Origin of the sequence: Mycobacterium talmoniae, from assembly GCF_001854525.1 — a bacterium.
In the GTDB taxonomy this organism is placed as follows: Bacteria; Actinomycetota; Actinomycetes; order Mycobacteriales; family Mycobacteriaceae; genus Mycobacterium; species Mycobacterium talmoniae.
On sequence record NZ_MLQM01000050.1, the window covers coordinates 14,800 to 28,548 of the forward strand.

12 protein-coding genes and 1 pseudogene are annotated in these 13,749 nt (G+C 69.0%); 4 read left to right on the forward strand and 9 right to left on the reverse strand.

Annotation, left to right across the window (positions count from 1 at the left end; all coding sequences use genetic code 11):
* Positions 1-138: 138 nt before the first annotated feature.
* From BKN37_RS11530 to BKN37_RS11550, 5 genes are read right to left on the reverse strand one after another with little or no spacing between them, the layout of a single operon-like run.
* Positions 139-801, reverse strand: coding sequence for a TetR/AcrR family transcriptional regulator (locus tag BKN37_RS11530; protein WP_071025819.1), 663 nt, complete (start codon positions 799-801; stop codon positions 139-141).
* Positions 802-1,947, reverse strand: coding sequence for an acyl-CoA dehydrogenase family protein (locus BKN37_RS11535; protein WP_071025822.1), 1,146 nt, complete (start codon positions 1,945-1,947; stop codon positions 802-804).
* Positions 1,944-3,131 carry an acyl-CoA dehydrogenase gene (locus BKN37_RS11540; RefSeq protein ID WP_071025826.1) on the reverse strand — a complete coding sequence of 396 codons (1,188 nt, stop codon included), beginning with the start codon at positions 3,129-3,131 and terminating at the stop codon, positions 1,944-1,946. The genes BKN37_RS11535 and BKN37_RS11540 overlap by 4 nt, the downstream gene beginning before the upstream one ends.
* Positions 3,132-3,135: 4 nt before the next feature.
* On the reverse strand, positions 3,136-3,864 hold the full coding sequence (locus BKN37_RS11545; RefSeq protein ID WP_071025827.1) for an SDR family NAD(P)-dependent oxidoreductase: 729 nt from the start codon (positions 3,862-3,864) through the stop codon (positions 3,136-3,138).
* Positions 3,865-3,874: 10 nt separating this feature from the next.
* Complete coding sequence (locus tag BKN37_RS11550; protein ID WP_071025829.1) at positions 3,875-4,669, reverse strand: enoyl-CoA hydratase-related protein; 795 nt, start codon at positions 4,667-4,669, stop codon at positions 3,875-3,877.
* Positions 4,670-5,019: 350 nt separating this feature from the next.
* On the opposite strand from BKN37_RS11550, the gene BKN37_RS11555 reads away from it, so the two are divergent.
* Positions 5,020-5,535, forward strand: coding sequence for a hypothetical protein (locus BKN37_RS11555; protein ID WP_131823571.1), 516 nt, complete (start codon positions 5,020-5,022; stop codon positions 5,533-5,535).
* Here the strand turns inward: BKN37_RS11555 and BKN37_RS11560 are convergent.
* The 3 genes from BKN37_RS11560 to BKN37_RS11570 form a co-directional block, all read right to left on the reverse strand.
* Positions 5,532-7,058: an acyl-CoA synthetase gene (locus tag BKN37_RS11560; RefSeq protein ID WP_242657213.1), complete on the reverse strand. Its 1,527-nt coding sequence runs from the start codon at positions 7,056-7,058 to the stop codon at positions 5,532-5,534. The two genes, BKN37_RS11555 and BKN37_RS11560, sit on opposite strands and share 4 nt — an antisense overlap.
* Positions 7,059-7,183: 125 nt before the next feature.
* Positions 7,184-8,758 (reverse strand): cytochrome bc1 complex cytochrome b subunit, encoded by a 1,575-nt coding sequence (qcrB, locus tag BKN37_RS11565; protein ID WP_071025833.1) that lies wholly within the window; start codon positions 8,756-8,758, stop codon positions 7,184-7,186.
* A 93-nt stretch (positions 8,759-8,851) separates the two neighbouring features.
* On the reverse strand, positions 8,852-9,391 hold the full coding sequence (locus BKN37_RS11570; RefSeq protein ID WP_095407058.1) for a GNAT family N-acetyltransferase: 540 nt from the start codon (positions 9,389-9,391) through the stop codon (positions 8,852-8,854).
* A 99-nt stretch (positions 9,392-9,490) separates the two neighbouring features.
* Between BKN37_RS11570 and BKN37_RS11575 the strand changes: the two genes are divergently transcribed.
* Positions 9,491-10,600, forward strand: a complete 1,110-nt coding sequence (locus tag BKN37_RS11575; protein ID WP_071025850.1) for an alkaline phosphatase family protein — start codon at positions 9,491-9,493, stop codon at positions 10,598-10,600.
* A gap of 64 nt (positions 10,601-10,664) precedes the next feature.
* Here BKN37_RS11575 and BKN37_RS11580 read toward each other — a convergent pair whose 3' ends face one another.
* On the reverse strand, positions 10,665-12,161 hold the full coding sequence (locus BKN37_RS11580; protein WP_071025835.1) for a potassium/proton antiporter: 1,497 nt from the start codon (positions 12,159-12,161) through the stop codon (positions 10,665-10,667).
* 150 nt (positions 12,162-12,311) lie between these two features.
* On the opposite strand from BKN37_RS11580, the gene BKN37_RS11585 reads away from it, so the two are divergent.
* Entirely contained in the window at positions 12,312-12,992 is a 681-nt protein-coding gene (locus BKN37_RS11585) for a potassium channel family protein (protein ID WP_071025838.1), read from the forward strand.
* 35 nt (positions 12,993-13,027) lie between these two features.
* Positions 13,028-13,567: pseudogene (locus BKN37_RS11590) on the forward strand (class I SAM-dependent methyltransferase); the annotation flags it as partial.
* Between the last annotated feature and the right edge of the window lie 182 nt (positions 13,568-13,749).

Genomic DNA, 13,749 nt, shown 5'->3' on the forward strand with positions numbered 1-13,749 from the left:
ACGTGGATAGCCGGTCATGCTCTTCCTCCTTTGGCGCGACTATATGCGCAACCACCGACACGCCCACACCCGCGGAAACTCCGGCCGACCGCTCTCGCACGCTAACCAACAATGACCAACCAATCCGCTCACTGTTGACTACCCGAGCAGCTGCGGGTAGTCGCCGTGCCGCCGCGGCGGCAGCAGCGAGCTCAGCAGGTAGCGGGTTTGCCGGTCGATGTAGTCCTCCAGGCAGTAGACCGCGCCGAAATGCCAGTGCTTGAGCGCCCACCCGTGAGCCAGCAGCATGATGTCGAAGACCATGAGGTCGACGTCGACGGTGGTGAAAGTGCCGTCGGCGACCCCGGTTTCGATCGCGGCGCGCAGCGGTGCGGCGGTGGCGATCTCCAGCTCCTTGATCTGGGCGCGCCCGGCCGGGCCCAGGGTGCGGCTTTCCCGGTAGGTCAGCACCACCGCGTCGAGGTTTTCGTCGACGATCTCGATGTAGCGACGGATCCCGGCCGCCAGTTGCTCGACGACGTCGTCGCCGGCGGCGTCCATCACCGGCGCCAGCTGGTCGCGGAACGCGTCCAGGATCCGCACGATGGTGGCCAGCAGCAGGTCTTCCTTGCCGGAAAAGTACTTGTAGATCAGGCCGACGCTGACGTTGGCCTCGGTGGCCAGGTCTTGCATGGACATCTGGTGAAAGCCGGTCTTGCTCATCACCGTCACCGCGGCGTCGAGCAGTTGGCGGCGCCGGGAACTGGCGCGGGCCGCGCGCACGGCGTCCTCGACCGGCAAGTCGGCGTAGTCGGGGGCCATCTACAGGCCCAGGTCCTTGGCGATGATGGTTTTCATGATCTCGTTGGTGCCGCCGTAGATGGTCTGGATGCGGGCGTCGACGAACGCCCGCGACACCGGGTACTCCCGCATGTAGCCGTAGCCGCCGTACAGCTGCAGACACCGGTCGGCGGTGCGCAGCTGCAGGTCGGTGGTCCACCATTTCAGCTTCGCCGCCCGCGCCGCGGTCAGCTTGCCGTCCAGGTGCGCGGCGATGCAGTCGTCGAGGTAGGTGCGGGCGATGTCGAGTTCGGTGGCCACCTCGGCGAGCACGAACTGGGTGTTTTGGAAGCTGGCGATCGGGGTGCCGAACGCCTGCCGTTGCTGGACGTAGTCGAGGGTTTCGGCCAGCACCCCCTCGGCGGCGGCCACCGCGCCCACCCCCAGCGACAGCCGTTCCTGCGGCAGGTTGCGCACCAGCTGGTAAAAGCCCTCGCCCTCTTCGCCGAGCAGGTTGTCGACCGGCACCCGCAGGTCGGTGAAGGTCAGCTCGCTGGTGTCCTGGGCGTGCAGCCCGATCTTTTCCAGGTTGCGGCCGCGTTCGAAGCCGGGCGTGCTGGGGTCGACGACCAGCAGCGACAGCCCGCGGTGCCGGTCGGGTCCGGTGCGCACCGCGATGACGAACAGGTCGCCGGTCTGCCCGTTGGAGATGAACGTCTTGGCGCCGTTGACGACGTAGTGGTCGCCGTCGCGGCGCGCGGTGGTGCGGATCCCGGCCAGGTCGCTGCCGGTGCCGGGTTCGGTCATCGCGATGCCCAGCACGGTGTCGCCGCTGACCACCCCGGGCAGCCAGCGTTGCTTCTGCTCGGGGGTGGTCAGATCGGTCAGATACGGTAGGACGACGTCGTTTTGCAGCGAGAACGCGATGGCTTCGGCGGCCGCCCCGACCCGCTGCAGCTCGTCGATGACGATCGCGTGGTAGCGGTAGTCGTTGACCCCCGGCCCGCCGTACTGCTCGGGCACCGGGAAGCCCAGCAGGCCAAGCTTTCCGGCCTCGGTGAACAGGGCGCGGTCCCAGCAGCCGCCGTGTTCGGCGTTCTCGTGGGCGGGAACCACGGTGCGCTGCACGAAATCGTGGACCACCTGACGGAATTGGTGGTGCTCGGCGGTGTAGGTGAGGGCACTCATCGGAAGGCGCCCAAACCGGTGAAGGCCTGACCTAAAACCAGCTGGTGCATCTCCGGGGTGCCCTCGTAGGTCAGCACCGACTCCAGGTTGACCATGTGCCGGATCACCGGATACTCCAGCGATATTCCGTTGCCGCCCAGAATGGTTCGCGCGGTGCGACAGATTTCCAGCGCTTCGCGGGTGTTGTTGAGCTTGCCGAAGCTGACCTGCTCGGGGCGCAGCCCGACGCTGTCTTTGAGCCGACCCAAATGCAGCGAGAGCAGCTGCCCCTTGTGCAGTTCGACGGCCATGTCGACGAGTTTGGCCTGGGTCAGCTGGAAGCCGGCGATCGGCCGGCCGAACTGGGTGCGCTCGGCGGCGTAGTCCCGGGCGGCCTGCCAGGCCGACCGGGCGGCGCCCATCGCGCCCCAGATGATGCCGTAGCGCGCCTCGGACAGGCTGGCCAGCGCCCCCTTGACGCCGCGGGCTTCCGGCAGCAGCGCGTCGGCGGGCAGCCGCACGTCGTCGAGCACCAGCTCGGAGGTGATCGAGGCGCGCAGCGACAGTTTGTGGTGGATGGTGTGGGCGGCGAACCCGGGGGTGTCGGTGGGCACGATGAAGCCGCGGATCCCGTCGTCGGTGGCCGCCCACACCACCGCGACGTCGGCGATGGTGCCGTTGGTGATCCACATCTTGCGGCCGTTGAGGATCCAGTCCGATCCGTCGCGTTTCGCCCGGGTTTGCATGGCGGCCGGGTCGGAGCCGACGTCGGGTTCGGTCAGCCCGAAACAGCCGATCAGTTCGCCGGTGGCCATACCCGGCAGCCACCGCTGCTTTTGCTCCTCGGAGCCGTTGTTGTAGATCGAGAACATCGCCAGCGAGCCCTGCACGCTCACCAGCGACCGGATGCCGGAGTCGGCGGCCTCCAGTTCCAGGCAGGCCAGCCCGTAGTGCACCGCCGAGGCGCCGCCGCAGCCGTAGCCGTGTAGGTGCATGCCGAGCAGACCGAGCTCACCGAACTGTTTGGCGAGGTCACGGGCCCCCGGCAGGTCGCCTATCTCGAACCAGTCGGCGACATACGGGGTGACGTGCTCGGCGCAGAACTTGCGCACCGTGTCGCGCACCGCGATTTCGTCGTCCGACAGCAGGGTGTCCAGGCTCAGCGGGTCTGACGGGTCGAAGGCCGGGGGAGTGCTGGTGCTCATCTGCCTAGCCTGCCATGGTCAGGCCGCCGCTGACGCTGATCACCTGGCCGGTGATGAACGACGCGGCGTCCGAGGCGAAGAACAGCACCGGGGCGGCCACCTCCTCGGGGCGGGCCAGCCGGCGAAACGGGATCGCTTTGACCAGCGCCTCTTTCAGCTTCTCCGGCTGGGCCGCGAACAGCGGGGTGTCGGTGGGGCCGGGGCACACGCAGTTGACGGTGATCTGGTGGCGCGCCATCTCCCGGGCCAGCGATTTGGTTAATGCGATGACGCCGCCCTTGGCGCCGGCGTAAATCGTTTCGCCGGCGCTGCCCACCCGGCCGGCGTCGCTGGCCAGGTTGACCACCCGGCCGCCGCCGGCCTCGATCATGCCGGGCAGGAACGCGCTGCACATGTGCACCGGCCCCAGATAGTTGATGGCCACCACCTTCTCGGCGAATTCCGGTGTGGCGTTGAGGAATTGGTCGGTGCGGTCCCAACCGGCGGCGTTCACCAGGACGGTGGGCGCCCCGACCTCGGCGCGGGTGCGGTCGCGCAGCGCGTCGACTCGGGTGCGGTCGGCGACGTCGACCGGCAGCGCGGTGATCAGCTCCGGGACCTCTTTGGCGGTGGCCTGCGCGGCCGCCTCGTCGAGGTCGGCGGCGACCACCCGGTCGCCCTGGGCGGCGAACCCCAGCGCGATCGCCTTGCCGATCCCCGATCCGGCGCCGGTCACGAGTGCGATGGTGTTCATGGGCTGCCCCTTAGGCGCTGACGAAGCGGGCGAAGTCGGCGGGCCGCTTCTCGGTGAACGCGGCCGCGCCTTCCTTAGCCTCGTCGGTGTCGACGAAGATTTCCAGCGCCGACATGGCCAGATTGCTCAGCCCGGCCTGGTGGTCGGTGTCGGCGTTGAACGACTGCTTGAGGAACCGCAGCGCGGTTGGGCTCTTCTCGGCGATCTCGGCGGCCAGCGCCTTGGCCTCGTCCATGAGTTGGTCGGCGGGCACCACGTAGTTGACCAGGCCCCAGCGTTCGGCGGTGGCCGCGTCGTAGCGGCGGCACAGATACCACATTTCCCGGGCGCGTTTCTCGCCGACCACCCGGGCCAGATACGCCGACCCGAACCCGGCGTCGAACGATCCGACCCGCGGCCCGGCCTGCCCGAACGTGGCGGTGTCGGCGGCGATGCTCAGATCGCACAGCACGTGCAGCACGTGCCCGCCGCCGACCGCGACCCCGTTGACCGCGGCGATCACCGGCTTGGGCACGTCGCGGATGAGCTTGTGCAGGTAGCCGATCTCGAACATGCCGGACTCGGTGGGGCCGTAGTCCCCGGTCTCGGCGCGCTGTTTGACGTCGCCGCCGGTGCAAAACGCCTTGTCGCCGGCGCCGGTCAGGATGATCACCGCTACCGCGGTGTCGGCCCAGGCGGCGCGGAACGCCTTGATGAGTTCCTCGACGGTCTTGGCGGTGAACGCGTTGTAGCGCTGCGGCCGGTTGATCGTGATGACCGCGGTCTGGCCGTCGATCTCGTAGCGGATGTCGTCGTAGTCGGGCATGGCGCTCCTCAGGTGTGTGAATTATTATTCACTCAGGATGAACGTACATTCAATACGACGCGATGGTCAAGGGTGGACCTCGCGGCCGCGTCGTCTCCACCCCGTCGGCACCGCCAGCCTCGTGCGTGGCAGCAGCCCCTAGGGGGAGGATGCATACCTTCCGAAAAGCGATAGCGCCCGCGCCACTACCCCCGGCTGATATCGCCCGCGCCATCGCTTTCAACAAGGTGCCCGCTAGGGTTGATTCGTTGCCTTATTTAGCGATGCCCGCGTCGGTAGGTTGGCTTTGGTCTTGGGTCCGGTCGTGACGGTGGTGAGGGCCAGCAGTTCGCTGGTTAGAGTTCCACGGTATGAGTCAGCGACCCGTTACCCATCCGCATGGAAACGATTGGGCACAACATCCGTCCCCGCCGAGCGGCGGCACGGCGATCACCGCGGCGGTGCTCAGCCTCCTGCACAGCCCGTTCGGCTTGCTGCTCACGGTCGCTGGTGTGGGGGTCGCCTCCGCTTCGGGAATATCTTTGGCCCAGCAGCTTTTCGCCGCATTCCTTGCCCTGGTGTCGCTCGGATTTGCCGTCGGCCTAGCCGTCGGTGGGATCATGCTGCTCACCCGCCGCCCTGCAGGGCGCGCCGTCCTCGTCGCATCGTGGGCGGTCGATCTTCTGGTGGGGATCGGGTCTATTGGCTTGACCTGGACAGTGGCCCCACGCAACGGCGACGGGACCTGGTTCTTCTGGCTGGTGACCATCGTATGTTCGGTAGTCGGCATCATGGCCGCGATCACGATCGCGCTGACGCTGCGGCCGTCGACCAAACGCTGGTGCCAAGCGAGGCAACCGATAGCCGCGCGACTGGGGCGTGGTTAAGCCAGTTGTTCGCGTAGTTGGTATTTCACGACCTTGCCGGACTGGGTGCGGGGCAGTGCGTCGACGAACTCCAGCCGCAGCGGGATCTTGTAGCCGGCGAGCTTGCCGCGGGCGAAGTCGCGCAACTCCTCCAGGGTCAGCGTGGCGCCCGGCCGCAGCGCCACCACGGCGGTGACCGCCTCACCCCACCGCTCGTCCGGGGTGCCCAGCACCGCCACCTCGGCGATGGCGGGATGCCCATAGAGCACGTCCTCGACCTCGGCGGGGTAGACGTTCTCGCCGCCGGAGATCACCATGTCCTTCACCCGGTCGATCACCCACACGTAGCCGTCGTCGTCGGCCTGCCCGATGTCGCCGGTGTGAAACCAGCCCTCGGCGTCCAGCACCGCGGCGGTGGCCTCCGGATTGCGCCAATAGCCGACCATCACCTGCGGTCCGCGCACGCAGATCTCGCCGCGTTGCCCGGGCGGGACCGGGTGGTTGTCCAGGTCGACCAGCCGCACCTCCGACAGCGGCAGCACCTGGTGGCCGGCCGCGCCGATCTTCACCGCCACCTCGTCGGTGCGTAACACCAGTGCCAGCGGGGCGGTTTCGGTGAGCCCGTAACCCTGCGCGAACGGGATGCCCCGCTCGCCGTAGCGCAGGATCAGTGCCTCGGGTACCGGCGCGCCGCCGCAGACGAAGAACCGCACGCTGGACAGATCCGTCGTCGCGAATTCCGGGGCCTGGCTCATGAACAAAAACATCGCCGGCACCCCGAACATGGTGGTGACCCGGTGTTCGGCGATCAACTGCAGGGCTTGACCGGGATCGAAGGTCGGCATCAGCACGATGCGCCCGCCCTTTTGCAACGTCACCAGGGTGGTGACGTTGAGGCCGCCGATGTGAAACAGCGGCGCGCAGACCAGCGACACGTCGTGCTGGCTGGTGTCGAACGCCAGCAACGCATTGACGTTGTTCCAGAACAGGTTTCCGTGGGTGAGCATCGCGCCCTTGGGGCGGCCGGTGGTGCCCGAGGTGTACATGATCACCGCGACCTCGTCGGGCCCGGGATACACCGGATCCGTGAGCGGCGCGCGCCCGGTCAGCAGATCGTCCAGCGTGTCCCAGCCCGGCACCGGGGCCACCGCGATGCCGCGGGCCAGCCCGACCTCGGCGCGCGTCGGGTCGATCACCGCGGCCCGCTCGGCGTCGGCCAGCAGCGTGTGCACCCCGGCGTCGCGCAGGATGTAGCCCAGTTCGGCTGCGGTGAGCCGCCAGTTGAGCGGCACGAACGCCGCGCCGAGGCGGGCGGCGGCGAACAGCGTGACCAAAAAGTCGGGATGGTTCAGCCCCAGGTAGCCGACCCGGTCCCCGCGCTGAACACCGCCGGCGGCCAATTCGGCGGCGAGCCGGTCGATGCGGTCGGCGAAGGCCCGATAGGTCCAGGTGCGCCCCTCGAAGGTGAGCGCCGGCAGCTGCGGGGTGGCCGCGGCGCGGCGGGCGATCCAGGAGCCCAGATCCATCGGCGGCTGCACGGTCATGGCTCGAAGTTAACGCCGAGCAGACGCGAAGGCACCCGTTACGGGCCGGAATAGGGGGCCTTTGCGTCTGCTTGCGGGAGGGGCCGGGCCCGCTGGGCCAGGGTGGCGATCACCGGTTTGTGGGTTTATCGCCCCCGCAGCGCGGTCAGCGCGCGCTGTTCGGCGGCGTGCGCGGCCTCGCGCAACGCGGTGTCTTCGGCGGGAGGGTCGGGCGTCAGGAAGCTGCCGCGGCCCGGCGAGCCGGCCGAGCCCAGCTTGTTCATCCGCTTGGGCACCGCGGCACCCTGGTACTCCAGCGGCAGCGGGCCCAGCGGCTGGTGCAGCTCGACGTAGGCGCCCTGCGGCAGCCGCTTGATGATGCCGGTTTCGATGCCGTGCTCGAGCACCGCGCGGTCGCTGCGCTGCAAGCCGATGCACCACCGGTAGGTCAGGAAGTACACGATCGGCGGCAGCACCACCATCCCGATCCGGCCGATCCACGTCGTCGCGTTCAGCGAAATGTGGAACTTCACCGCGATGATGTCGTTCATGCAGGCCAGGGTCAGCACCAGGTAGAACGCGATCGCCATCGCCCCGACCGCGGTGCGCACCGGGGCGTCCCGCGGCCGCTGCAACAGGTTGTGGTGCGCGTAGTCGCCGGTGAACTTCTTCTCCAAAAACGGATAGATGACCAGCAGGCCGAACACCACCCCCATCAGCACTGCGATCCACACCGCTTGTGGCACAACATGGTTCCCCACGTAGAGTTCGCACGGCGGGAAGACGCGGAGCAGGCCGTCGGGCCACATCAGATAGAAGTCGCCCTGGCTGCCCGCCGAGATCTGGGATGGCTTGTAGGGGCCCAGGTTCCAGATCGGGTTGATCTGCAGCAGCCCGCCCATCAGGCCCAGCACCCCGACGATCATCGCGAAAAACGCGCCGGATTTGACCGCGAACACCGGCATCACCCGCACCCCGACCACGTTGTGCTCGGTGCGGCCCGGACCGGGGAACTGGGTGTGCTTTTGGAACCACACCAACGCCAAATGCACCCCGATCAACGCCAGCAGGATGCCGGGGAACACCAGGATGTGCAGCGCGTACAGCCGCGGGATCAAGATGGTGCCGGGGAAGTCCCCGCCGAACAGGGCCCAGTGCATCCAGGTGCCGATCACCGGGATGCCCAACGTGATCGAGCTCAATGTGGCCCTAATGCCGGTACCCGAGAGCAGGTCGTCGGGTAGCGAGTAGCCGAAGTAGCCCTCGAACATGGCCAGGATCAACAGCAGCGACCCGATCACCCAGTTGGCTTCCCGGGGCCGGCGAAACGCCCCGGTGAAGAAGATGCGGGCCAAATGCACCATGATCGCCGCGGCGAACATCAGCGCGGCCCAGTGGTGGATTTGGCGCATGAACAGCCCGCCGCGCACCTCAAAGGAGATGTCCAGCGCCGACTCGTAGGCCCGTGACATCTGCACCCCGCGCAGCGGCTGATACACCCCGTTGTAGGTGACCTCGGTCATCGACGGGTCGAAGAACAGCGTCAGATACACCCCGGACAGCAGCAACACGATGAAGCTGTACAGCGCGATCTCACCCAGCAGAAACGACCAGTGGGTGGGGAACACCTTGTTCAGTTGGCGCCGCACCGCCGCCGACGGGTGATAGCGCGAATCGATCGCGTCGCCTTGGGATCTCACACGTCCGCTCACGAGCACCACGTCCCTTGTCTCACCGACGGGTAGTAGTACGACCCAGCGTAGTACTACAGGGCGTCTGATGTATAGGGTTCGGCGCCAATTCGGCTGCCGGGCTTAGGTGAGTGGGGTGGGCGGGCCGTCATCGTCCGCGTCGCCGAGGAGGTCGAGTTGCATCCAGGCGACGTCGTGCCAGCGATCGAGTTTCCATCCCACCCGGCGGTAAAGGCCCGCCGGTGCGAAACCGAGGGAGCGATGAAAACTGGTGCTCGCCGGGTTGGGTTGGGTGATGCCCGCGAAGGCCCGCCGGTATCCGCGATGGGCGAGCCGGTGGAGTAGTTGGGCGTACAGTTCGCGGCCGCCGCCGGTGCGGTGATGGTCAGGCGCGAGGTAAATGCTTGTCGCGGTGGACCATTGATAGGCGGCGCGGGGATTGAAGGCGTGCGCGTAGGCGTAGCCGATGACGTCGCCGTGGCGTTCGAGCACGACCCACTCGTGGGTCTCGCGCGCTGCGGCAATTCGCGCCGCCATCTCGGCGGTGGTGGGTACTTCGGTTTCGAACGTGATGGCGGTGTCCTCCACGTACGGGCGGTAGATCGCGACGCAGGCGCGCGCATCCTCCGACGACGCCGGACGCACCAGGCTGTTTGTCGGCATGTCGGTTCCCTTCCCGTCCACCAACGGATCCGATGCCAGTGTGACCCGGTCGGGCGGGTCTGCGCCGAGACGGCGGGCCGCCGATGGCAGGCTGGCATGATGCCCGGATCGATCTGCGAGGTGCTGCCGGCCGCGGCCGCGCTGCTGGGGGTGCCCGACGCGGTCGACACGCTGGGGCTGAACCTCGGCGCGGTGCGTCGGGTCGCGGTGGTGCTGGTCGACGGGATGGGCTATCACCTGTTGCCCGAGCTGGCGCCCAGCGCGCCGCTGCTGGCCTCGGTGCTGGCCGGGGCCGCCGGCCGGCTGGACCAGCTGGAGTGCACCTTCCCGTCGACGACGCCGACCAGCCTGGTGTCACTGGGCACCGGGGCGGCGCCGGGCGAGCACGGCGTGCTGGGGTTCACGCTCAACATTCCGGGCACCGACCGGGTGCTCATCCACATCGCCTGGGCCGACGACCCGCCGCCGACGCACTGGCAGCCGGTGCCGACCTGGTTTCAGCGACTACGGCGCGCCGGGATCAGCGCTCGCGCCGTGTTGCCGGCACCGTTTATCGGCAGCGGTCTGACCGAAGCCGCCTACCGCGGCGCGGACTTTCGGGCGGCGGGCAAGGACGAGGACTACGCCGCCCGGCTTGCCGCGGAGCTGGCCGCCGCACCCGGTCTGGTCTACGGCTACACCGCGGCCCTGGACGCCGCCGCGCACGCCTTCGGCGTCGGGTCGCCGCAGTGGCACGCCGCGGCCGCGCACGTCGATGCGCTGCTGACCCGGCTGGTCGACACGCTGCCCGCCGATGCGGCGCTGCTGGTCACCGCCGACCACGGCGGCCTCAATGTGCCCGCCGACGCCCGCATCGACGTGGCCGCCGACCCGCGGCTGACCGCCGGGGTGCGGGTGGTGGCCGGCGAGCCGCGGGTGCGCTATCTGCACACCGAACCCGGCGCGGCGACCGATGTGCTGGCCACCTGGTCCGAGCTGCTGGCCGGGCGGGCCGAGGTGACCAGCCGCGACGAAGTAGTGGGAGCCGGGCTGTTCGGGCCGGTTGCCCCGCAGCACCTGCCCCGCATCGGCGACGTCGTGGTGACCTGTACCGGCGATACCGCGATCCTGGCCAGCGGCCACGAGCCGCCCCAGGTGGCGGACCTGGTCGGGATGCACGGCGGGGCCACGCCGGTGGAGACGGCGATCCCGTTGATAACTTTCCGTTGAGTCTGCGTGTACGGCGCGGTCTACTCGCACTTTTGCGCCATAGCCGCAGAGTCAACGGCCGGAGTTAGTCCGGTTCGCCGTATTCGTCGAACCAGTAGGCGAGTTTGCCGCGGCGGCTCACCGCGCGCAGGCGGCGTTCGGTGGCGACCCGGGTCTTGCTGGTGGTCACGATCAGCAGCTCGTCGCCGACGGCGATGCGGGTGTCGGGCTGCGGCACGAAGGTGTGGCCGTCGCGGATGATCAACGTGATCACGCTGGGGTCGGGCAGCCGCAGTTCCAGCACCGACACGTTGTTCAACCGGGACGCCGGCAGCACCGTCATCGTCAACAGCTCGGCCTCCAGCACATCCAGCGGCGCCGACTCGACGTGGATCTCGCGGGTGGTGTCCCGCGGGATCAGCCGCATCACGTGCGCGATCAACCCCAGGCTGGGCCCCTGCACCAGGGTGAACACCACGACCAGGATGAACACGATATTGAGCAGCCGGAAGCTGTCCGGGACGCCGGCCACGATGGGGAAGGTGGCCAACACGATCGGCACCGCGCCGCGCAGCCCGGCCCACGACAAGAACACCTGCTCGCGCCACGGCACCCGGAAACCGGCCAACGAGATCAGCACCGACAGCGGCCGGCCGAGCAGCAGCAGCACCGCCCCAGCGACGACGGCCGGGATCAGCTCACCGGACAGGTCGCCGGGGCTGACCAGCAGACCCAGCAGCACGAACAGACCGATCTGGGCCAGCCACCCCAGCCCCTCGGCGAACGACCGGGTGGCCGAGCGATGCGGCAACCCGGAGTTGGCCAGCACCACCGCGGCCAGGTAGGCGGCGATAAATCCGCTGGCGTGCACGGTGCCCGCCGCGGCGAAGGCCACCATGCCCAGCCCGAACGTCGCCAACGGGTACAGCCCGGACGCCGGCAGCGCGGCGCGCCGCAACGCCAACGCGCCCAGCACCCCGCACGCCACCCCGATCGCCGCACCGACCGCCAGCTCGTAGAGCAGGTCCAGCAGCGCGGTGCCGGGCGCCACCGTCAGCGGCGTGGTGCTGAACATCAACACCAAAATCGCGGCCGGGGCGTCGTTGAACCCGGATTCGGCCTCCAGCAGCCCGGCCACCCGGCGGGGCAGCGGCAGCACCCGCAGCACGGAGAACACCGCGGCGGCGTCGGTGGGTGAGACGATCGCGCCCAGCAGGATCGCCAGCTGCCAGTTCATCCCGAGCAGCAGATGCGCGCCCAGCGCGGTGACCGCCATGCTGACCACGACACCGAGGGTGGCCAGCACCCCGGCCGGGGCCAGCAGTTTGCGGATGTCGGCGAACCGGGTGGTCAAACCACCTTCGACCAGGATGACGGCGAGCGCGGCGGTGCCCAGATCGCTGGCCAGTTCGACGTCACTGAACTCCAGCCCCAACCCGTCGTTGCCGATCGCGACCCCGACCGCCAAAAACAGCAGCAGCGCGGGCAGCCCCACCTTGGCGGCCGCCCGGGTGGCGACGATGCTGGCCAACAGCACCAACCCGCCGATCAGCAGCGCCAGGTACAGCTGCTGCAGGGTCATGGTCGTTTTCCGTCCGGGCGTGCCTACGTCGATGCAGCCCGCGCGGGTGCCACTTCGGGGCGCGGGCCAGGGGGTGAGTTAGATGCCAGTAAATCAGTACCACCACCCGTGCGGTGGTACACCCTGAGCGCTGCAGGTATAAGGAGAGGCATGCGCATCGGGATCGCGGGCGCCGGCGCGGTCGGCCGGTCGGTCGCGCAGGAGTTGTTGGACGGCGGGCACAAGGTGCTGCTGATCGAACGCAACCGCGGCCACTACGAGCCGCACACCGTGCCGGCCGCCGACTGGTTGCTGGCCGACGCCTGCGAGCTGGCCCAGCTCGAGGAGTGCGGCCTGGAGACCTGTGACGTGGTCATCACCGCCACCGGCGACGACAAGGTCAACCTGGCGGCCTCCCTGCTGGCCAAATCCGAGTTCGGGGTGCCGCGGGTGGTGGCCCGGGTCAACGACATGCGCAACGAGTGGCTGTTCACCGAAGCCTGGGGGGTCGACGTCGCGGTCTCCACCCCGCGCGCCATGGTGGCCGGGGTGGAGGGGGCCATCGACGTCGGGAACCTGGTGCAGGTGATGGGGCTGCGGCGCGGCCAGGCCAGCATCGTGAAACTGACGTTGCCCGACGACAACCCGCTGCTGGGTCAGCGGGTGAACGAGCTGGCGTTACCGGACAACGCCGCCCTGGTCACCGTGGTGCGCGGTGACACGGTCATCCTGCCGCAGGCCGACGACGCGCTGGCGGCCGGCGACGAGATGTGGTTCGTCGCCGACGGTGTTGCCGAGAACCAGCTGCGCGCCATGGTGCACGGCATCCCGCCGCGGCGAGTCGCGCGTTGAGCAACCAACTGGCCGCCGGTTTCGGGGCCACCGCGATGATGGTGGCCGCCGCGCGGGTCAACGCCACCGCCAGTGGACTGGTCAACGACCCGTTCGCCGAGCCGCTGTTCCGGGCGGCGGGCGGCAGCCGCGACGTGGAGCCGGCCGACTCCGGACCCGACGGGACCACCGACCTTTTCGCGGTCGGTACCAAATTCTTCGACGATTTCCTCGGCGACGCCGGACGGTCCGGGATCCGGCAGGTGGTGATCTTGGCGTCGGGCCTGGACACCCGCGCCTACCGGTTGTGGTGGCCGGGCGGCACCACCGTGTACGAACTCGACAAACCGCGGGCGATCGAGTTCAAAACCCAGACCATGCGCGGGCTCGGGGCGACGCCCACCGCGCATCGCCGCGCGGTGGGCGTCGATCTGGGCCATGACTGGCCGGCGGCGTTGCGGCAGGCCGGGTTTGACGCCGCCGAACCCACGGTGTGGATCGCCGAGGGGCTGCTGGGCACCCTGACTCCGCCGGTGCAGGACCGGCTGCTGGCCGGGGTGACCGCGCTGTGCGCCCCGGTCAGCCGGGTCGGCGCGTACTGCGAGGGGTGCGACGCCGAGCGGGACCGGCAGGCCGACGGCTGGGCGACGGTGACGACCCAGGCCGCCGACCTGTTCGCCGCCGGCGGATAGCCCGCGGCGAGCGACGGGGGGCGGGTCGGCGCCCCGATGCGCTGCCTGCACTCGACCCGCAAGCGGGGCAAGTGGCGGTGGCGATC